The 20,435-nt window shown below is 62.4% G+C and carries 18 protein-coding genes, 1 pseudogene and 1 riboswitch; of the genes and pseudogenes, 9 read left to right on the top strand and 10 right to left on the bottom strand.

The window, feature by feature from the left end; genetic code table 11:
• Positions 1-114 precede the first annotated feature (114 nt).
• The 6 genes from ilvN to J9889_RS11560 all read right to left on the bottom strand — a co-directional run bounded on the left by ilvN (position 115) and on the right by J9889_RS11560 (position 5,264).
• Complete coding sequence (gene ilvN, locus J9889_RS11585; RefSeq protein ID WP_010673160.1) at positions 115-609, bottom strand: acetolactate synthase small subunit; 495 nt, start codon at positions 607-609, stop codon at positions 115-117.
• On the bottom strand, positions 609-2,327 hold the full coding sequence (locus J9889_RS11580; RefSeq protein WP_010673159.1) for an acetolactate synthase 3 large subunit: 1,719 nt from the start codon (positions 2,325-2,327) through the stop codon (positions 609-611). The genes ilvN and J9889_RS11580 overlap by 1 nt, the downstream gene beginning before the upstream one ends.
• A gap of 390 nt (positions 2,328-2,717) precedes the next feature.
• On the bottom strand, positions 2,718-2,870 hold the full coding sequence (locus J9889_RS11575) for a hypothetical protein (RefSeq protein WP_010673158.1): 153 nt from the start codon (positions 2,868-2,870) through the stop codon (positions 2,718-2,720).
• Between the two features lie 35 nt (positions 2,871-2,905).
• Positions 2,906-4,015, bottom strand: a complete 1,110-nt coding sequence (locus J9889_RS11570; RefSeq protein WP_210556741.1) for an MJ1255/VC2487 family glycosyltransferase — start codon at positions 4,013-4,015, stop codon at positions 2,906-2,908.
• Positions 4,012-4,515 (bottom strand): phosphatase PAP2 family protein, encoded by a 504-nt coding sequence (locus J9889_RS11565; RefSeq protein ID WP_039041177.1) that lies wholly within the window; start codon positions 4,513-4,515, stop codon positions 4,012-4,014. Before J9889_RS11565 ends, J9889_RS11570 begins: the two co-directional genes overlap by 4 nt.
• Positions 4,516-4,640: 125 nt before the next feature.
• Positions 4,641-5,264 carry a TetR/AcrR family transcriptional regulator gene (locus tag J9889_RS11560; RefSeq protein WP_010673155.1) on the bottom strand — a complete coding sequence of 208 codons (624 nt, stop codon included), beginning with the start codon at positions 5,262-5,264 and terminating at the stop codon, positions 4,641-4,643.
• Positions 5,265-5,669: 405 nt separating this feature from the next.
• Here J9889_RS11560 and leuA point away from each other — a divergent pair, with 405 nt between their 5' ends.
• The 5 genes from leuA (at position 5,670) to J9889_RS11535 (ending at position 11,517) form a co-directional block, all read left to right on the top strand.
• Entirely contained in the window at positions 5,670-7,232 is a 1,563-nt protein-coding gene (gene leuA / locus J9889_RS11555) for a 2-isopropylmalate synthase (RefSeq protein WP_010673154.1), read from the top strand.
• A 111-nt stretch (positions 7,233-7,343) separates the two neighbouring features.
• Complete coding sequence (gene leuB / locus J9889_RS11550; RefSeq protein WP_210556739.1) at positions 7,344-8,429, top strand: 3-isopropylmalate dehydrogenase; 1,086 nt, start codon at positions 7,344-7,346, stop codon at positions 8,427-8,429.
• Positions 8,430-8,461: 32 nt separating this feature from the next.
• Entirely contained in the window at positions 8,462-9,859 is a 1,398-nt protein-coding gene (gene leuC, locus J9889_RS11545; RefSeq protein ID WP_041211113.1) for a 3-isopropylmalate dehydratase large subunit, read from the top strand.
• Positions 9,860-9,875: 16 nt separating this feature from the next.
• On the top strand, positions 9,876-10,475 hold the full coding sequence (gene leuD / locus J9889_RS11540) for a 3-isopropylmalate dehydratase small subunit (RefSeq protein WP_210556737.1): 600 nt from the start codon (positions 9,876-9,878) through the stop codon (positions 10,473-10,475).
• 112 nt (positions 10,476-10,587) lie between these two features.
• Positions 10,588-11,517: a hypothetical protein gene (locus J9889_RS11535; RefSeq protein WP_042016676.1), complete on the top strand. Its 930-nt coding sequence runs from the start codon at positions 10,588-10,590 to the stop codon at positions 11,515-11,517.
• A gap of 51 nt (positions 11,518-11,568) precedes the next feature.
• On the opposite strand, the gene J9889_RS11530 is transcribed toward J9889_RS11535, so the two are convergent.
• Positions 11,569-11,859: a PilZ domain-containing protein gene (locus J9889_RS11530; protein ID WP_010673149.1), complete on the bottom strand. Its 291-nt coding sequence runs from the start codon at positions 11,857-11,859 to the stop codon at positions 11,569-11,571.
• A gap of 91 nt (positions 11,860-11,950) precedes the next feature.
• A riboswitch (TPP riboswitch) is annotated at positions 11,951-12,041 on the top strand.
• 83 nt (positions 12,042-12,124) lie between these two features.
• On the opposite strand from J9889_RS11530, the gene thiB reads away from it, so the two are divergent.
• The 4 genes and pseudogenes from thiB to J9889_RS24090 form a co-directional block, all read left to right on the top strand.
• Positions 12,125-13,105, top strand: a complete 981-nt coding sequence (thiB, locus tag J9889_RS11525) for a thiamine ABC transporter substrate binding subunit (RefSeq protein ID WP_210556736.1) — start codon at positions 12,125-12,127, stop codon at positions 13,103-13,105.
• Entirely contained in the window at positions 13,081-14,709 is a 1,629-nt protein-coding gene (gene thiP, locus J9889_RS11520) for a thiamine/thiamine pyrophosphate ABC transporter permease (RefSeq protein WP_042016674.1), read from the top strand. Before thiB ends, thiP begins: the two co-directional genes overlap by 25 nt.
• A gap of 141 nt (positions 14,710-14,850) precedes the next feature.
• On the top strand, positions 14,851-15,561 hold the full coding sequence (thiQ, locus tag J9889_RS11515; RefSeq protein ID WP_049637131.1) for a thiamine ABC transporter ATP-binding protein: 711 nt from the start codon (positions 14,851-14,853) through the stop codon (positions 15,559-15,561).
• A 43-nt stretch (positions 15,562-15,604) separates the two neighbouring features.
• Positions 15,605-15,715, top strand: a pseudogene (locus tag J9889_RS24090) (thiamine ABC transporter ATP-binding protein); the annotation flags it as partial.
• Between the two features lie 66 nt (positions 15,716-15,781).
• Here J9889_RS24090 and J9889_RS11510 read toward each other — a convergent pair.
• From J9889_RS11510 to J9889_RS11500, 3 genes are all read right to left on the bottom strand, one after another.
• Positions 15,782-17,152: a PhoH family protein gene (locus J9889_RS11510; protein ID WP_201920663.1), complete on the bottom strand. Its 1,371-nt coding sequence runs from the start codon at positions 17,150-17,152 to the stop codon at positions 15,782-15,784.
• A 206-nt stretch (positions 17,153-17,358) separates the two neighbouring features.
• Positions 17,359-18,042 (bottom strand): hypothetical protein, encoded by a 684-nt coding sequence (locus tag J9889_RS11505; protein ID WP_010673144.1) that lies wholly within the window; start codon positions 18,040-18,042, stop codon positions 17,359-17,361.
• Positions 18,043-18,051: 9 nt separating this feature from the next.
• On the bottom strand, positions 18,052-20,199 hold the full coding sequence (locus J9889_RS11500) for an adenosylcobalamin-dependent ribonucleoside-diphosphate reductase (protein WP_010673143.1): 2,148 nt from the start codon (positions 20,197-20,199) through the stop codon (positions 18,052-18,054).
• Positions 20,200-20,435: the final 236 nt, after the last annotated feature.

The following is a 20,435-nucleotide window of genomic DNA, read 5'->3' as shown; positions in this document are numbered from 1 at the left end:
TCCTGATGCTGTGGCCATCATCCCTACCGGCCCCCCCCACTTGCCCGCAACGCTGCCAGACACGAAAAAGGGCTCCGAAGAGCCCTTGAACAGCTATTTTCACATCCGGCCACATCAGGGACGCAGGGATTTGTCCGCCCGGGAGATGCCGCAGACACCGGAGCGCACCACTTCGATGATCTCGTTGGTCTGGGCAGCCGTCTTGATGAAGGCGTCCAGCTTTTCGCTGGTCCCGACGAGCTGCACCGTGTAGAGCTCGGGGGTGACGTCGACGATCTGGCCACGGAAGATGTCCGCCAGCCGCTTCAGTTCGTCACGGGCACCACCGGCGGCGCGCGCCTTGACCAGCGCGATCTCCCGCTCGATGTGCTCACCCTCGCTCAGGTCACACACCTTGAGCACGTCCACCAGCTTGTGCAGCTGCTTCTGGATCTGCTCCAGCACCCGCTCATCCCCCATGGTGACGATAGTCATGCGGGACAGGGTGGGATCCTCGGTAGGGGCCACCGTCAGGGTCTCGATGTTGTAGCCGCGCTGGGAGAAGAGGCCCACCACACGGCTCAGGGCACCGGATTCGTTCTCCAGCAGAACGGAAATTATATGTCTCATCAGGTTCTCTCCGTCTTGCTCAGCCACATCTCGTCCATGGCGCCAAATTTGATCTGCATCGGATAGACGTGCTCGTCCGGATCGACCGAGATGTCCATGAACACCAGTCTGTCCTTCATGGCAAAGGCCTTCTCCATGGCGCTCTCCAGCTCCGCCGGATCGCTCACCGCGATGCCGACGTGGCCATAGGCTTCCGCCAGCTTGACGAAGTCAGGCAGGGATTCCATGTAGGAGTGGCTGTGGCGGCCACCGTAGAACATCTTCTGCCACTGCTTGACCATGCCCAGCGCACGGTTGTTGATGGAGATGATCTTGATGGGCACCCCGTACTGCATGCAGGTAGAGAGCTCCTGGATGTTCATCTGCACCGAGCCGTCGCCGGTGACGCAGCAGACCACGGCTTCCGGGTTGGCAAACTGGGCGCCCATGGCGGCGGGAATGCCAAAGCCCATGGTGCCGAGACCGCCGGAGTTGATCCACTGGCGCGGTTTGGCAAACGGGTAGTAGAGGGCGGCAAACATCTGGTGCTGACCCACGTCGGAGGCGACGAACGCCTCCCCCTTGGTCACCTTGTAGAGAGTCTCGATGACCTGCTGCGGCTTGATCAGGGTGGGGTGGGTCTCGTAGGCCAGGCAGTTGCGGGAGCGCCACTGGTTGATCTGCTCCCACCAGTCCGCCAGCGCCTGCTTGTCGTTGTCAAAGCCGCACTCGCGGATCACTTCCAGCATCTGTTCCAGCACGGTTTCCACCGAGCCGACGATGGGCACGTGGGCCTGTACCGTCTTGGAGATGGAGGTGGGGTCGATGTCGATGTGGACTATGGTAGCGTTGGGGCAGAACTTGGCTACGTTGTTGGTCACGCGATCATCGAAGCGGGCACCCACTGCGAAGATGAGATCCGCGTTGTGCATGCTCTTGTTCGCTTCGAAGGTACCGTGCATCCCCAACATACCGATAAACTGCGGATGGGTGCCGGAGAAGGCGCCCAGCCCCATGAGCGTGGTAGTCACCGGCAGGTTCAGCAGCTCCGCCAGCTTGGTCACCAGGTGATCCGCATTGGCGTTGATGGCGCCGCCACCCACGTACATGACCGGGCGGCTCGCCTCGGTCAGCAGCTTGGCAGCCCGCTTGATCTGGCCCTTGTGCCCGGCCTTGGTCGGATTGTAGGAGCGCAGGGAAACGGACTCGGGATACTGATAGGGGAACTTCTCTTTCGGATTCTGCACGTCTTTGGGCAGATCCACCACCACGGGCCCCGGGCGGCCACTGGCGGCAATGTAATAGGCCTTCTTGATGGCCTCGGGAATGTCGCTGGCTTTCTTGCACAGGAAGCTGTGCTTCACCACCGGGCGGGAGATGCCGATCATGTCGGTCTCCTGGAACGCATCCTCCCCGATCATGCTGGTCGGCACCTGGCCGGACAGGATCACCAGGGGAATGGAATCCATGTAGGCGGTGGCGATCCCCGTGATGCAGTTGGTGGCGCCGGGACCCGAGGTCACCAGCACAGTGCCCACCTTGCCGGTGGAGCGGGCGTAACCGTCCGCCATGTGCACTGCGGCCTGCTCATGCCGCACCAGGACATGCTCCATCTTGCCGTTTTCGAAGAGAGCGTCATAGATGTCGAGCACTGAGCCACCAGGGTAGCCGAAAACGTGTTCCACTCCCTGATCCTCCAGCGCTCTAACCACCATCTGGGCGCCTGATAACATCTCCATGATAAAGCCCTCCAGGCTTTGCTCCGTTAAGCGAAAGCTATCGACAGTCCGCTGCTTCCCGGCAGCGCCGATCCGAGTCTTGTTGTTGTCTGCAGGCAGATCAGGCGAGTTCGGAGCCGTCGATAGTAGAAAAATAGGGGTTTTCCATCATTCACCCGAAAAGCGGGTGAAAAACCAACTTAACCCGCCCGTGAACGCTTGTCCACGGCTTTGTCTGGCCATAACAGTCATAAATTTCAAACAGCTATTAACATTCAGTGACTTGGCCACCAGACGGGCAACAAAGAGGGGCCCTGGGGGGAACAACCAGCGGATCATGCTGCCCGCGTCGGTCAGGAACAAAATAAACGGCCCACCCCGAGGGGGTGGGCCGTCAAAAACTGGCTGGTTTCACTGCTCGTCTTCGGGTTCTGCCAGCCAGATCTGCTGATCCGGATCCGTCTCTTCGCAGACCGAAATGCTGACACCCATGTCGAGCAGCTCATGCAGGGTGAGATTGTCTGCCAGGGTCATGGTGTCGCCGTTTTCATTGGTAAAGCGCATGGTGTCCGTCCTCTCCGTGGTGGGATCGACTCAGTTTAGTCAAAGGCGCTGAGTTGGGATAACCAGGGACGCTCCTGGCCGGTACGGCTGGCAAGCTCCCCCAGGCTGTCACACACCTCCTCCGGAAAGAGAGTCCTGCCCCAGAGGCGGCGGGAGAGCGCCCCCACCTCCTCCCCGGCCCCGGCCAGCAACCAGTCGGCCAGCTCTCCTGCCACATCGGGATAGCGTACCCTGCCAGGAGAAGGGGCCTCCAGCCAGCTTCGCACCGCATTGGCATCCAGGCTGTCCATCAACTGGGCCAGCCCCATCAGCTCCAGGGTCCTGCCGTTGGTCAACTGCTCGAACTGGCCACCCAGGGGTTTGACCAGCAGCTTCTTGCCAAGGGAGAGCGCCTCGGAGGCAAGCTCGAATCCCGCATTGCTGATGACCCCGCGACAACCTGCCAGCGCCAGCTTGAACCCCTCTCTGGCCTGAGGTTCAAAGCGGATGTTGCGCCACTCGCTACGCTTGCGCACCTCGGGATGGAAGCAGATGAACGACTGCTGGCTGAAACGCGACAACAGGGCCGCGATCGTCTCTGTCTGCTCGAATGGCAGATAGACCAGGATCTGCTGGTTGTCCGGCACCGGCTCGAGGGGATCGACGATGGGAGGCAGCAGGGGCTGGCCGAAATGGAACCAGTGCAGCCCCAGGGACTGGCGTACCGGCGCAAAATGGCGCATCAGCTGGCGGTTGAAGCCGCTCTCCCCCCAGCGCGGGATCGGCCAGTCGAAGCTCGCCTGATGGCTGATGGTGAGGCTGGGTTTGCCCCAGCGGCGAGCAGCATGGGCACTGAGCGGCTCGAAGTCGCTGATGACCAGATCGTACTCGCGACAATCGAGGGCACGCAGATCTTGCCAGAAACGCAGGGGAGAGAGTCCCTTGAGGGTGCGCCAGCCCGAGATGCGCCCCTGATGGCTGACGAAAGTGATACCGGGGAAGGTGCGATAATCCCCGAACTCCCCCATCTCGAAGTAGCCGTCGGCGGCGCGCCCGCTGAACAGATAGTCCACCGCCACGCCCCTGCCCTTCAATGCGCGCGCCAGGGTCCGGCTACGACTGATGTGGCCGTTGCCGGTCCCCTGAACGCCGAACAGTATCCTCATCCCTGGCTCCAACCCAGCGCCCAGAGGGCGCAACCACCGCCAAGCAGCGCCCCGGCCACCAGATCACTCAGATAATGCACCCCGAGCAGCAGGCGGGACGCCCCCACCAGCGCGGCCCAGACAAACAGCAGCGGTGCCCAGAGCGGGAAACTGGCGGCCAGTACGGTCGCCATCAGAAAGGCGGCCGCGGTATGGCCCGAGGGCAGGCTGTAACGATCCGACGGGGTGATGAAGACAGGCAGCCCTGCCGGGCGCTGGCGTTTGAGGGCATTCTTGAGCAGCAGGTAGAGCGGCAACTCGAGGGCAAACGCCCAGAGCGCCACCCTGACCGCTTCCTGCCCGGCGCTCCCCTGCCACCAGAGCAGGCAGGCCGCCACGGCATAGAGGGGGCCGTCACCGGTACGGGAGACAAGCCGGCTTATCCTGGCCTGCGGCTGATTGTAGGGGTGGAGCAGGCAGACACGGCACACCCGCAGGTCCCATTGCTGGATCTTGTTCATCACGGCCCTCCCTTGCATCCTGAGTGCAGACTAGGAGGGCGGCATGACACTTCGTTGACGCCCAGATAACAGATTGATGAAAAAAAGGGCCCAGGGGCCCTTTTTCATCCGTCATCCCGAAAAAGTCAGTTCAGGGCACCGCGCAGGCCGTTTTCCATCAGGCGGCAGTTGTGGGCCGCGAGGCGGCTCATGAAGTGCTCGTCCACCGTCAGACCAAACACCTGCTCGTAGAGATCCTTCATCACGAACGGCTGCCACATCATGCTGAGGAAGGAGATCTTCAGCATCTCGGGGTCCAGGTTGTCCGCCAGCTGGCCGTTGGAGCGCATGGATTCGAGCAGGGCATCGAACTGGGGAAGTTGGCGATCCAGCAGGCGGCTCAGCACAAAATCACGCCCCGGGCTCTTTTCAGTGGACAATGCGCTGGAGATGGCGGAGGTCAGCTCGCTGTTGGGCGCCATCACCTGATAGTAGGTATTGAGCAGATCGGTCAGGCTGCGGTTGCTGCTCTCGTCGTGCCAGGCTTGCTCAAGGGGCTCGGCCACATCCCCCAGCACCGCCTTGTAGAGGCCTTCCTTGCTGCCAAAGTAGTAGTGGATCATCGCCAGATTGGAGCCTGCCAGCTCGGCAATCTCGCGGGTCGTCACCTTGCTGTAGGGGGTGTTGAGAAAACGTTCGCGTGCGGCGGCAAGCAGCTTGTCACGAATGTCGGAACGTCCGACTGGACGGCCAGGTCTGCGTTTTTCCATGGAATACCTCAGATAATTCAGCAAGGGCTGATAAGTCGATCTGATTGTGCGGGTGATCGAGTACAGCAGGAATGACCAGATAATCAGGCATGAACCGAATATGGGACAAGAGAATTTGCACTCCTTTACAATCCGATTAAATAAACCAGTGGATTGAACCTGTCCATTCCGGTTGACACAGCATAAAAATCTCGTTATTGGTAGTAGCGTTATCGACTGGAAGGATTGAGACATCATGCGTATTGCCGCTCCGCTACTACTGCTCTCCCTAATCGCGACTCCTCGCGCGGGATCCTTGTAGCCGGGCTAAGGCATAGCCGGAATTTACAGAAACCCGTGCACCCCGCACGGGTTTTTTTATGCCATGCAGGATGCACGCAGCGAACTTAGGAAGAGGGAAGTCACATGTCAGATCGGGTCATCATATTCGACACCACCTTGCGTGATGGTGAGCAGGCGCTGTCGGCCAGCTTGACGGTCAAGGAGAAGCTGCAGATCGCCCAGGCGCTGGAGCGGCTCGGTGTCGATATCATGGAAGTGGGTTTCCCCGTCTCCTCCCCCGGCGATTTTCAATCGGTTCAGACCATCGCCCGTCACATCAAGAACAGCCGGGTCTGCGCCCTGGCTCGCGCCCTGCAAAAAGACATCGATGCCGCCGGCGAAGCCTTGAAAGTGGCAGAGGCGTTTCGCATCCATACCTTCATCTCCACCTCCTCCATCCACGTGGAGAGCAAGCTGAAAAAGAGCTTCGAAGACGTGCTGGAGATGGGGGTCGGCGCCATCAAGCACGCCTTGCGCTACACCGATGACGTGGAGTTCTCCTGCGAAGATGCGGGCCGCACCCCGATAGACAACCTGTGCCGCATGGTGGAAGCCGCCATCAAGGCCGGCGCCCGCACCATCAACATTCCTGACACCGTGGGCTACACGGTGCCGACCGAATTCTCCGGCATCATCCACACCCTGTTCAACCGGGTACCCAACATCGACAAGGCCATCATCTCGGTGCACTGCCACGACGATCTGGGCCTCTCGGTGGCCAACTCCATCAGTGCCGTGCAGATGGGGGCCCGCCAGATCGAGTGCACCATCAACGGCATCGGCGAGCGTGCTGGCAACTGCTCTCTGGAAGAGGTCGCGATGATCCTGAAGACCCGCGCCGACCTGCTCGGGGTACACACCAACATCCGCCACAGCGAGATCCACCGCACCAGCACCCTCGTCAGTCAAATCTGCAACATGCCGGTGCAGCCCAACAAGGCCATCGTCGGCGCCAACGCCTTCTCCCACAGCTCAGGCATCCATCAGGATGGCGTGCTCAAGGCGAAGAACACCTATGAAATCATCACCCCCGAGAGCATCGGTCTCACCCAGAACAACCTCAACATGACCTCCCGCTCCGGCCGCCACGTCATCAAGCACCGGATGGAGTCCATGGGCTACGCCGAGAGCAGCTACGACCTCGACGATCTCTACGCCAAGTTCCTCACCCTGGCCGACAAGAAGGGCCAGGTGTTCGACTACGACCTGGAGGCCCTCGCCTTCTTCAGCCAGATCCACGAGGAGCCTGAGCACTTCAAGCTGGAGTACCTCGGCGTGCAGAGCGGCAGCTCGGTGCTCGCCACCGCCTCGGTCAAGCTCAAGGTAGGCCAGGATCTGGTGTGCGAGGCCGCCACCGGCAACGGCCCGGTGGATGCGGTCTACCAGTGCATCAACCGTATCACCGGCTACGAGATCCGCATCGATAAATACGAACTCAAGGGCAAGGGCGAGGGCAAGAACGCCCTCGGCCAAGTGGACATCGTCGCCGAGTACAAGGGGCGCAAGTTCCACGGCATGGGGCTGGCCACTGACATCATCGAATCCTCGGCCCAGGCCCTGGTCCACGTGATCAACAGCATCTGGCGCGCGGACCAGGTCGCCGAGCAGATGGAGCGCAACCACACCATCAAATCGGAAACCGTCTGAGCCCGCCGCCGGACAAGATGACAACATGACATGGGGAGGACCGGGGCCAGGGCCGTGGCCCGGACCGGCCTCCCGGATGAAACGGAATCACACTATCAAGACGGAGAGAGTATGAGCAGTTATCGGATCGCAGTATTGCCGGGTGACGGCATTGGCCCGGAAGTGATGGCAGAGGCCGTCAAGGTACTGGAAAAGGTGCAGACCAAATTCGGCTTCTCCCTCGACTATGACCGTCACGACGTCGGCGGCATCGCCATCGACAACCACGGCACACCGCTGCCCCAGAGCACCATTGCAGGCTGTGAAGCGGCCGATGCGGTGCTGTTCGGATCGGTGGGCGGCCCCAAGTGGGAGCACCTACCGCCCAACGATCAGCCGGAGCGCGGCGCCTTGCTGCCCCTGCGTGCCCACTTCAAACTGTTCTGCAACCTGCGCCCGGCCCGCATCTACACCGGTCTGGAGCAGTTCTCCCCGCTGCGTGCCGACATCTCCGATCGCGGTTTTGACATCGCCTGCGTGCGCGAGCTGACCGGCGGCATCTATTTCGGCCAGCCCAAGGGGCGTGAAGGGGAAGGCGCCACCGAGAAGGCCTTCGACACCGAGGTGTACCAACGCTTCGAGATCGAGCGCATCGCCAAGATAGCGTTTGAATCGGCCCGGGTGCGCAAGGCCAGGGTCACCTCCATCGACAAGGCCAACGTGCTCGCCTCCTCCATCCTGTGGCGCGAGGTGGTGACCGAGGTCGCCAAGTCCTACCCGGACGTGGCCCTGAACCACATGTACATCGACAACGCCACCATGCAGCTCATCAAGGATCCGTCCCAGTTCGACGTGCTGCTCTGCTCCAACCTGTTCGGTGACATCCTCTCCGACGAGTGCGCCATGATCACCGGCTCCATGGGCCTGCTCCCCTCAGCCAGCCTGAACGAATCCGGCTTCGGCCTGTTCGAGCCGGCCGGTGGCTCGGCCCCAGATATCGCCGGCAAGGGGATTGCGAATCCCATCGCCCAGATCCTCTCCGCCGCCCTGATGCTGCGTTACAGTCTCGGCCAGGAAGCCGCCGCCCAGGCCATCGAGCAGGCCGTAGCCCAGACCCTGGCAGAAGGCTATTTCACCGCCGACCTGCATCAGGCCAGCGCCACGCACCCGGTGCAGAGCACGGCCGACATGGGCAGCCAGATCGCCGCGCGCATCTGATCCCACGGCATCGATAACAAGGAAACCGAGCAATGTCCAAGACCCTCTATCAGAAAGTGTTCGACGCCCACGTGGTGCGGGAAGTGGAAGGGGAAACCCCTCTCATCTACATCGACCGTCATCTGGTGCATGAAGTGACCAGCCCCCAGGCATTCGACGGCCTGCGCGCCATGAACCGCCAGCTGCGTCGCCCGGATCTGACCTGGGCCACCATGGATCACAACGTCTCCACCACCACCAAGGACATCGCCGCCTCCGGCGAGATGGCCCGCATCCAGATGGAGACTCTCGCCGCCAACTGCAAGGCGTTCGGGGTTCGTCTCTATGACTTGAACCACAAGTACCAGGGCATCGTCCACGTGATGGGCCCGGAGCTCGGCATCACATTGCCCGGCACTACCATCGTCTGCGGTGACTCCCACACCGCCACCCACGGCGCCTTCGGGTCGCTCGCATTCGGTATCGGCACCTCCGAAGTGGAACACGTGATGGCCACCCAGACCCTGAAACAGGGCCGCGCCAGGACCATGCGTATCTCTGTCAACGGCAAGCTGGCCGCAGGCATCAGCGCCAAAGACGTGGTGCTCGCCATCATCGGCAAGGTGGGTCATGCAGGCGGGACCGGCTACGTGGTGGAGTTCGCCGGTGAAGCCATCGAGGGGCTCACCATGGAAGGGCGCATGACGGTGTGCAACATGGCCATCGAGCTCGGCGCCAAAGCGGGCATGATTGCTCCCGACCAGACCACCATCGACTACATCCGTGGCAAGGAGTTCGCTCCCAAGGGGGAAGCGCTGGAACAGGCCATCGCCTACTGGCTGACCCTCAAAAGCGACGAAGGTGCCCACTTCGACGCCGAAGTGGTGCTCGACGCAGCCGACATCGCCCCGCAAGTGACCTGGGGAACCAACCCGGGCCAGGTGATTGCCGTCAATGAGCCCATCCCTGCACCGGAATCCTTCGCCGATCCGGTGGAGCAGCAGTCCGCCCGCAAGGCCCTCGCCTACATGGACCTGCAACCGGGCCAGAAGCTCTCCGACGTGGCCATCGACAAGGTGTTCATCGGTTCGTGCACCAACAGCCGCATCGAGGATCTGCGCGCGGCTGCCGCCATCGCCCGCGGCCGCAAGGTCGCCGCAGGGGTACAGGCCCTGGTGGTGCCGGGCTCCGAGCAGGTGAAGGCCCAGGCCGAGGCCGAGGGGCTGGACAAGATCTTCATCGAGGCAGGCTTTGAGTGGCGCTTGCCCGGCTGCTCCATGTGTCTGGCCATGAACAACGACCGGCTGCAACCGGGGGAGCGCTGCGCCTCCACCAGCAACCGCAACTTCGAGGGGCGTCAGGGTCGTGCCGGTCGCACCCACCTGGTGAGCCCGGCCATGGCCGCCGCCGCCGCCGTCACCGGCCGCTTCGCCGATATTCGTGCGCTGTAACGACAAGGAGAACATGATGACAGGTTTCAAACAGCATAAAGGGCTCGCCGTTCCCCTCGACAGCGCCAACGTCGACACCGACGCCATCATTCCCAAGCAGTTCCTGCAGAAGGTGAACCGCATCGGCTTTGGCAAGCACCTGTTCCACGACTGGCGCTTTCTGGACGATGCAGGGGAGCAGCCCAACCCGGCGTTCGTGCTGAACAAGCCGCAATTCGCCGGTGCCAGCATCCTGCTGGCCCGCGAGAACTTCGGCTGCGGCTCGAGTCGCGAGCACGCCCCCTGGGCGCTGGCGGACTACGGCTTCAAGACCATGATCGCCCCGAGCTTTGCCGACATCTTCTACGGCAACGCCATCAACAACGGCATGGTGCCGGTTCGTCTGAAGGAGGAGGAGGTCGACGCCCTGTTCCAGCTGGTCGCCGCCCAGCCGGGCATCGAGATCGAAGTGGATCTGGAGGCCAACCAGGTGCGTGCAGGCAGCCTCACGTTCGGCTTCGAAATCGACGAGTTCCGTCGCTACTGTCTGCTCAACGGGCTGGATGCCATCGGTCTGACCCTGCAGCACGAGGCCGCCATCAGCGCCTTCGAGGCGAAGCAGCCAAGCTGGATTTGACGAGCCTGCGACAAGAAAGCGAGTAGAATCAACAGGGAGCCGAGGCTCCCTGTTTTATTGTCGGGTCGCTGTACAAAGCCCGCCACCTCTGCATGTCCGACAGGAGACACCTATGTCCGCAAGGGGCGCCCTTTCATTGCTCTGCCTGCTGCTCAGCCTCCCGGCCCTGGGCGGACAGACCTCTTTCACCAACAGTGGCGGTCAGCTCAATGTCGGCTGGCAGGACAGAGAGGGCAAGGCGCAGCAGCTCAGCTACCGGCTGGAGGCGGGCAAGTTGCCCCCTCTCATCGCTTACCGTCCGGCCAGGATGCAGGAAGACGTACTGCAAAGCCTGCTGCAACAGGCCCCCCTGGCGTTCCCCGAGGTGCAGTTCTCCCTCGTTCGCCCCGCCATGAGCCTCAGCATCAAGAGCCGCAACGCCGACAAGGCGCGGGAAGCCTCCCAATGGGTCAAGCCCGAGCAGGCCAAACTGGAGGCCGCCTGGCTCACGCAGCACTACTTCCAGCCCTTCACTGCCCCCGACGGCGCTCCCGCCATCAAGCAGGATCATGTGCGCATCGCCCTGGAGAGTCGGGACGAGCTGGCCCCGTTGATGGAGCAGCTCAAGCAGGAAGGGGCCACCGAGACCGAGGCGCGCCAAAAGACGGTGGCCCACATGCTCGACTTCATCCAGGCCATCCCTTATCAACTGCTCGACAGCCAGTCGGGCCGCTCTGGCAAGGGGTTTCTGAGCCCGCGCCAGGTGCTGGAGCAGAACCGGGGGGATTGCGACAGCAAGGTGACCCTGATGGCCGCCCTGCTGGCCCAGGGGTATCCCGATCTCAAGCAGGCCATGGTGTTCGTGCCGGGACACGCCCTGCTGGGGGTGGCCCTGCCAGCCAAACCGGGGGAGGCCACCTTGAGCCGGGCGGGGGAGACCTACCTCCTGATGGAGCCGACCGGCCCGGCCCAGCTGCCCATGGGCCAGCTCGCGCCCACCAGCAAGACGCTGGTCGACAGCGGCCAGTTGAGCGTGCAGCCGGTGCAGGATGAGGGGAAATGAGACAGGCCAGCCCATGGCTGGCCTGTCTCGAGGAGGACGGGCGCCCGGGTCTCAGGTGAGGGAGAGAAACTCCAGCGCCAGCAGGAGACCGTCTTCTTCCTCCAGCACCCGCACGATGCGAGCCTGGGCCTCGAAGGGAGGCAGAAGATTGCTGCTGGTCGCCAGGCTCACCCGGATGGGCTGGGCCAGATCGAACTCGTGCTTGTTCACCTCGACGCCCATGCCGTTGGCGCTGAGATCCCGGCAGACCCCCTCCAGCACCTGCTGATGCTGGAACAGGGTGACGGGGGCATTGATGACCATGCGCTGGAAGGCACGTCTTTCCTTGGTGCTGGTGATCACTGGGGACTTCCTCCTTGGTGGTGGCTCGCACGATGCGGCCCGTGAAACATAGTGCTGGCCTCCCCCCAGGAACGCCAATACAATGCGATGCGTTGCTCAAACGGGGTGCGGTTTACCGCTGAGATTATACCCGTGAACCTGATCCAGATAATGCTGGCGGAGGAATTTGAGGCATGGCGCGCGTTTTTTGTGCCCTCATCCGCCGGCGCTCACCACACGCGAGGTGCCATTGATGAGCACCCCGATACCCACAGGAGTGCCATTGATGAAGACCCTGCTGCTGATCGCCACCAGCCTGCTCTCTGCCCAGGCGTTTGCCGCCGACACCCTCACCGTCTACACCTACGGCTCCTTCGCCGCCGAATGGGGACCCGGTCCCAAGATCAAGCAGGCCTTCGAGAAGGAGTGCGGCTGCACCCTCAATCTGGTGCCCCTCGAGGATGGCGTCGCCATCCTCAACCGGCTGCGGCTGGAAGGCCAGCACAGCAAGGCCGACATGGTGCTGGGGCTGGACGATGCCCTCATCAGCGAGGCCAAGCAGAGCGGCCTGTTCGCCTCCCATTCCACCAGGCTCGATGGCCTCAAGGTGCCGGGTGGCTGGCAGGACGACACCTTTGTCCCCTATGACTACGGCTACTTCGCCTTCGTCTATGACAGCAACAAGCTCAAGCAGCCCCCCAAGAGCCTGAAGGAGCTGGTGGCGCGCCCCGATATCAAGGTGATCTATCAGGATCCCCGCACCTCCACCCCGGGTCAGGGGCTGATGCTCTGGATGAAGTCGGTCTACGGGGATGAGGCACCGACCGCCTGGGCGCAACTGGCCAAAAAGACGGTCACCGTCACCAAGGGGTGGTCAGAGGCCTACGGCATGTTCCTCGACGGCGAGGCGGACATGGTACTCTCCTACACCACCTCCCCCGCCTATCACCTGATCGCCGAGAGCAAACCCCAGTACCGGGCGGCCGCGTTCGAGGAGGGTCACTACCGCCAGGTGGAAGTAGCGGCCAAGCTCAAGGGCGCCACACAGGGCAAACTGGCTGACCAGTTCCTGCAATTCATGGTGAGCCCCGCCTTCCAGAACGAGATCCCCGGCGGCAACTGGATGTATCCGGTGACAGACGTGGCGCTGCCCAAGGGGTTCGAACAGATGATCACCGTAGCTAAGCCACTCACCTTCAGCTCTGACGAGGTGGCCGCCAACCGCAAGGGGTGGATCCGCGAATGGCTGCAAGCCGTCACCCAGTGAGTTCAGGTCGTCGCACCCTCTGGTGGCTGCCCGGCAGTGCAGCCACCCTGGTCATCCTGCTGCTCTCCATTGGGCCGCTGGTCGCCCTGCTGTGGCAGGCGGGGGCCCTCTCCCCCCGCGCCCTGCTAGGCGATCCCTACCTGCGCCACGTGCTGGGTTTCAGCCTCTGGCAGGCACTGCTCTCCACCCTGCTGAGCCTGGGGCTTGCCATCCCGGTGGCCAGGGCCCTGGCGCGACGCCGTTTCACCGGACGCCGCCTGCTGCTCAAGCTGTTCGGCCTCTCCCTGGTGTTGCCGGTCATCATCGCCATCTTCGGCATGGTGGCGGTGCACGGTCGCCAGGGCTGGCTGCCGCAACTGCTGCACGGCCTGGGCCTGGACCCCGGCAACTACCTCTATGGCCTGTTCGGCATCCTGCTGGCCCATGTCTTCTTCAACATGCCGCTGGCCGCCCGCCTAATCCTGCAGAGCATAGAGAGCATCCCCGAGTCCTCCTGGCGCCTCGCCAGCCAGCTCGGCATGCGCTCCTCCCACATCTTCCGGCTGCTGGAGTGGCCGCTCATCCGCGGCATCTTGCCGGGGCTCGCCAGCCTCATCTTCATGCTCTGCTTCACCAGCTTCACCACAGTGCTGGCGCTCGGGGGCGGCCCCAAGTCCACCACACTGGAGGTGGCCGTCTACCAGGCGCTGCGCTTTGACTTCGATCTCGCCACCGCTGGCGGGCTCGCCCTGGTGCAACTACTGCTGACCCTGGCCCTGCTCCTGCTGCAACACAAGCTGCAGACCACCCCGGCGAGTCGCCTCACCAGCCGTCGCCCCTGCCTGCGTCCCGACAGACACCAGAAGGGCAGCGCTCTGGTAGATGGCCTTGCCCTGACCATGGGGCTCGCCATCTTCCTGCCGCCCCTGCTGGCCATCGTGGTCGCCGGGTTCAACCCCGGTCTGCTGGCGGCGCTCGGCTCACCCCGGCTGTGGCAGGCAGGGGGACAGTCCCTGGGCATAGCCCTGGCGGCGGGCTCCCTGGCCACTTTGCTCGGCGCCGGGCTGCTGCTCACCAGCCGGCATCTGAGGGTGCGGGATCGCAAACGGCGGGCCGCCGCCCTGTGGGAGGCCAGCGGCTCCATGATCCTGATGATCCCGGCGGTGGTGCTCTCCACCGGCCTCTTCATCCTGTTCATGCCCTTCACCGACGTCTTTGCCCTGGGCCCCTGGCTGGTGGTGCTGGTCAACGCCCTGATGGCGCTGCCCTATGTGCTGCGCACCCTCTCGGCCCCCATGCAACTGGTGGTGCGCCAGTACGATCGGCTGGCGGACAGCCTGGGGGTGCGCGGCCTGCATCGCCTGCGCCTGGTGGAGTGGCCCCTGCTGCGCCGCCCGCTGGCCCTGGCCATGGCGCTCTCGATGATATTGTCCCTTGGGGATCTCGGGGCCATCGCCATGTTCGGCAGCCAGACCCTCACTACCCTGCCCTGGCTGCTCTATCAGCAGCTCGGTAGCTACCGGCTGACCGAGGCGGCCGCCACCGCCCTGCTGCTGCTCACCCTCTGCTTCTCCCTGTTCTGGCTGGTGGAGCGGGGACTGGGAGGCAGACATGTGGATCACTGATCCCCGGCGGCATTGCCGCCCCCCAGCCCCCAGGATCCGGCCGGGCACGCCCCTGGGGCGCCACTTGGAGCAGTCACTCACGCTGCTTTCCATCAATTTTTCTTACTTGTTGTTCTATAAAACGACATTCAGGAGCCAAACATGCTGGTAATTGAGGAACTGGTCACCAGTTATCCCGACTGGCAGGTGACCTTCAGTGCGACCTTGCCCAAGGGGGAGATCACCGCCCTCATCGGTCCGAGCGGCGCCGGCAAGTCCACCCTGCTCGGCATGATCGCGGGCTTCGTGCCGGTGGAGTCGGGCACCCTCACCTTCGACGGCCAGGATCTGCTGTCACTGGGCCCCGCCGAGCGCCCGGTCACCACCCTGTTCCAGGATCACAACCTCTTCCTGCACCTGTCGGTGTTCGACAACATCGCCATCGGCCTGCATCCCGGCCTGCGCTTGAATCCGGCCCAGAAAAGGCAGGTGCAGGAGGCCGCTGACAAGGTGGGCCTGGGGGAGATGCTGACGCGCCTGCCGGAGCAGCTCTCCGGCGGCCAGCAGCAGCGGGTGGGGCTGGCCCGCGCCCTGGTGCGGGGCAGGCCGCTGCTGCTGCTGGACGAGCCCTTCTCGGCCCTCGATCCGGCCCTGCGCCGGGAGATGCTGGCGGAGGTCGCCCGCCTCGCCTGCGAGCAGGGCATCACCGTGCTGATGGTCTCTCACAACCCCGAGGATGCCCAGCTCATCGCCGATCAGGTGCTCTTCATCGACGCGGGACGCATCGCCTTGCAGGGCAAGCCGGATATCCTGCACAGCAGCGATCACCCCGGGCTGCTGCGCTACCTGGGCCGCGCTCTGGCGCCACAGTGAAGGGCTGACAAGCAGATGGTCTCTCCCTGTCGTTCCTAGGACGATGCCCTTCATCGACGCGGGGCGCATCGCCTTGCAGGGCAAGCCGGATATCCTGCACAGCAGCGATCACCCCGGGCTGCTGCGCTACCTGGGCCGACCGAGAGAGGCATGAGATAGGCGGGATCAAAAAAGGGGAAGCCGTCCGGCTTCCCCTTTCTCATGCAGAGATCCCGTCAAATCAGAGATTTTCCTCGGCGAACGAAGCCAGCCTGCTGCGCACCACCCCGTTCAGGAAGATGTTGGCACTGCCGTCGAAGTCCTTGAACCGCTCGACGATGTAGGTCAGACCCGAGGTCACCGGGCTCAGGTAGTTGGAGTCGATCTGAGCCAGGTTGCCAGAGCAGACGATCTTGGTCCCCTCCCCGCAGCGGGTGATGATGGTCTTGATCTGGGACGCGGTCAGGTTCTGGCACTCGTCCAGCAGCACGAAGGTGTTCTGGATGCTGCGCCCGCGCATGAAGTTGACCGATTTGAACTGGATATTGGCCTTCTCCATGATGTAGCTGAGCGACCCGCTCATGTTCTCGTCCTGCTTGTGCAGCACCTCCAGGGTGTCGGTCACCGCCGCCAGCCAGGGCATCATCTTCTCTTCTTCGGTCCCGGGCAGGAAGCCGATGCTCTCGGCAATTTCCGGGGTATTGCGGGTGACGATCACCTTCTCGTAGATCCCCTTCTCGATCACCAGCTCCAGCGCCGCCGCCATGGCAAGCAGGGTCTTGCCGCAGCCCGCCGGGCCGGTCAGGATCACCAGGTCGATGTGCGGATCCAGCAGGGCATCCAGCGCCATGCCCTGATAGACGTTCTTGGGATGCACCCCCCAGGCCTTGCGGGACATCAGCCGCTCGCGGCCGAGATCTTTCAGGCAGATCTTGTTGCCGTCGTGGCTCAGTACCCGCGCGGCAAAGAAGTTCTCCTCGTCCAGCAGGTACTGGTTGACGTGCACCCCCTCCAGCAGGTTCGAGTCGATCACATGCACTGTGTCGCGGCCATGGGTCTCGCTGTCGCACTCGCCGACCCGCTCCCAGAAGCTGCCGGGCACCACCTGGAAGCCCTTGGCGAGCAGGCGGATGTCGTCGATGAGCTGGTCGCTGCGGTAATCCTCCACATGGGCAAGACCTGCTCCCTTGGCCTTGAGGCGCATGTTGATGTCTTTGGTGACCAGCACCACCTGACGCTTCATCTCGTGCTTCTGCAGATAGAGGGCAGCGTTGATGATGCGGTTGTCCGCCTCCTTGTCGGTGAACACCTCGGCATCCTGGGGCAGATGGTGATCGCTGAAGATGGAGATACGGCCGCTCGCCTCGCCGGCCAGTGCCACTCCTTGCACTATCTGCTCCGGAGTCGCATCGCGGAAGACATCTTCCAGGGCACGGATGGCGATGCGGGCATCACGGCTGACGTCCTTCTGGCGATCCTTGATGTTGTCGAGCTCTTCGAGCACCGTCATGGGGATGAGCACGTCGTGCTCTTTGAAGGAGTAGATGGCGAGGGGTTCGTGAAGCAGAACGTTGGTATCCAGGATAAACAGCTTTCGGTCCGTGTTGTCCATAAGCATCCTCCTTGGCACTGAAGGTGCCACGTGTGTGAATCTCAGATGTCATTGAAACCACACGGCCGTGACAGTTTTATTACCCCCAACGCTACGCCCGAATTTACCTGTGCGCAACAAATCGCTGCCATCATGGGCGTCGTTCGAATATAAAATCAGCAACGAAAAGGCCGGCATGTCGCCGGCCTTTGGTGGCAATCAGCCCCTCAACCGCACTTGGAATCCCCGCAGTTGAGACAGGTCATGCAGCCATCCTTTTGCACCAGCGCCTTGGTGTGGCACTTGTAGCAGAGCGCGGCACTGGGTGGGAAACCGCTGCCCGCCGGCTGCTCTTCTGCCTGTTGCTGTGCCTGCAATTGCGCCTGCTTCTCGGCCAGGAACGCCTGCTGGTGCTCGTCCAGCCCAGGCACCTTGAGCATGCCGATCTCGGTGAGATGGGTTTCGATCACGTTGCCAATTTCGGCGATGAGCGAAGGCACGTACTTGCCCTTGTTCCAGTAGCCCCCCTTGGGATCGAACACGGAGCGCAACTCCTCCACCAGAAAGGTGACGTCCCCTCCCTTGCGAAACACCGCCGAGATGATGCGGGTCAGCGCCACTATCCACTGATAGTGCTCCAGGCTCTTGGAGTTGATGAAGATCTCGAACGGGCGCCGGGTCTCGTGCACCGTGCCCTCGTTAAGAATGATGTCGTTGATGGTGATGAACAGCGAGTGCTCGGAGACGTGCTCCGGCGTCTTCAGCTTGTAGGTGGTGCCCATCAACCGTTCCGGGCGCAGCACGGTTTCATGCATGTGCACCACGTCATCCTGGGGCGTCGGCGCATCTTGCGGCTCATCCCGGGTTTTTACCTTGTAGGCGACGATTTTTCTGTCGATCTTCTTGACCATGTCTCGTCCTCAGAACTTGCCGTAATAGCCTTCTTTCAAGGCGTCATAAAGGTTGGCGGCGGTGTGCAGCTCGCCATCGTATTCGATCTCCTCGTTCCCCTTCGCCGTGATGACGGTGCCATCTTCCAAGGTAAACTCGTAACTTGTGTTCTCCAGATCCTTCTCCTTCACCAGCACGCCCTGGAAGGCGGCCGGGTTGAAGCGGAAGGTGGTACAGCCCTTGAGACCGGAGTCCGAGGCATAGAGGTAGATATCCTTGAACTGCTCGAACGGAAAATCGGTCGGCACGTTGGCGGTCTTGGAGATGGAGGAGTCGATCCAGCGCTGGGCCGCCGCCTGGATATCCACGTGCCCGGTCGGCGTGATGTCGTCCGCGGTAATGAAGTAATCCGGCAGGCGGCTACCTTCCTCCTCGGCATAGGGCATGGCGGCCGGGTTCACCAGCTCGCGATAGGCCAGCAGCTCGAAGGAGTAGACATCCACGCTCTCCTTGCTCTTCTTGCCCGGTTTGATGACATTGCGGCTGTAGTGGTGGGCAAAGCTCGGCTCGATGCCGTTGCTGGCGTTGTTGGCGAGCGACAGGGAGATGGTGCCGGTCGGCGCTATGCTGCTGTGGTGGGTGAAGCGTCCGCCCACCTCGGCCAGCTCGGCTACCAGAGCGGGATCCACCTCGGCCACCTGCTGCATATAGCGGCTGTAGCGGGCATGCAACACCTTGCCCTTCACCTTGTCGCCGAGCTTGATGCCATCTGCCGCCATTTCGGGGCGCAGACGCAGCATCTTGCCGGTGACTTCGAACTCCTGCTCCATGATGGGGGCCGGCCCCTTCTCCTTCGCCAGACGCAGAGACTCCTGCCAGCCGGTCATCGCCAGCTCCTGGGAGACCTGTTCGGTGAAGGCGACGGAGGCCGCAGAGCCGTACTTGATGCGCAGCATGGTGAGGGTCGAGCCCAGCCCCAGGAAGCCCATGCCGTGGCGACGCTTGGCGGTGATCTCCTCGCGCTGCTTGGCCAGCGGCAGCTGGTTTATCTCCACCACGTTGTCGAGCATGCGGGTGAAGATGGCCACCACCTTGCGAAACGCGGGCCAGTCGAAGGCGGCCTGCTCGGTGAAGGGATCGCGCACGAAGGTGGTCAGGTTGACCGAGCCCAGCAGGCAGGCCCCATAGGGCGGCAGAGGCTGTTCACCGCAAGGGTTGGTGGCACGGATCTCTTCGCAGAACCAGTTGTTGTTCATCTGGTTCACCTTGTCGATCAGGATGAAACCGGGCTCCGCATAGTCGTAGGTAGAGGTCATGATGACGTTCCACAGCTTGCGCGCGGGCAGGGTCTTGTAGACCTTGCAGGCCACCTGGCCCAGCTCGTTGATCACCACACCCTCCTTGTTGGGCCAGTCCGCCCAGACCACCCTCGCTGGGTCATCCAGCGCGATGCCATCCTGCTCCACCTCCTTGGCGGTGTAGGGGAAGATCAGTTGCCAGGGGGCATCCTCCTTCACCGCACTGACGAACTCTTCCGTGATGAGCAGGGAGAGGTTGAATTGACGCAGGCGACCATCCTCCCGCTTGGCCTGGATGAACTCGACGACATCGGGGTGACGGATATCCATGGTGCCCATCTGGGCGCCACGACGGCCACCGGCAGAGGAGACGGTAAAGCACATCTTGTCGTAGATATCCATGAAGGAGAGCGGCCCGGAGGTATAGGCTCCCGCTCCCGAGACGAAGGCTCCGCGCGGTCGCAGGGTCGAGAAGTCGTAACCGATGCCGCAACCCGCCTTCAGGGTCAGGCCCGCCTCGTGCACCTTGCCGAGGATATCGTCCATCGAATCCTCAATGGTGCCGGAGACGGTGCAGTTGATGGTGGAGGTCGCCGGCTTGTGCTCAAACGCCCCGGCGTTGGAAGTGATACGGCCCGCCGGAATGGCACCATTGCGCAGGGCCCACAGGAAGGGTTCATACCAGGTGTCGGGTTCGCGCTCCTGCGCAGCCAGCGCGCGAGCGACACGCTGGTAGGTCTCGTCGATGGAGCCGTCGATGGGGGCGCCATCCTTGCTCTTGAGACGATACTTGCTGTCCCAGATCTCGAGAGACGTCTCCTGCAGAGGGATCTGGCGGCTGGCGGTGACGCCCTCCAGTACCGGAATGGATTTAGCCATGGTCAATCAACCTCCTGTGAATGGGGCAATATCGTGACAAGAATACTACCAGTAGTAAATTTAAGAATTTAAAAAACTATATATTGTGATTTATACCAATCAGATTAAAGATGTGATCTAATTGCTCTATTCTGGTTTCACTGTACTCAGTATGTCCGATCCAATCGATTTCTTGGCCCTCGCCAAGGCAGAAACCAACGCCAGGAAACGCATGCGATTCCTGGCGTTAGCACACT

It is taken from the genome of Aeromonas sp. PrichA-15 (assembly GCF_017939245.1).
GTDB classification, from domain to species: Bacteria; Pseudomonadota; Gammaproteobacteria; order Enterobacterales; family Aeromonadaceae; genus Aeromonas; species Aeromonas caviae.
This window is presented reverse-complemented; position numbering and strand designations above follow the sequence as displayed.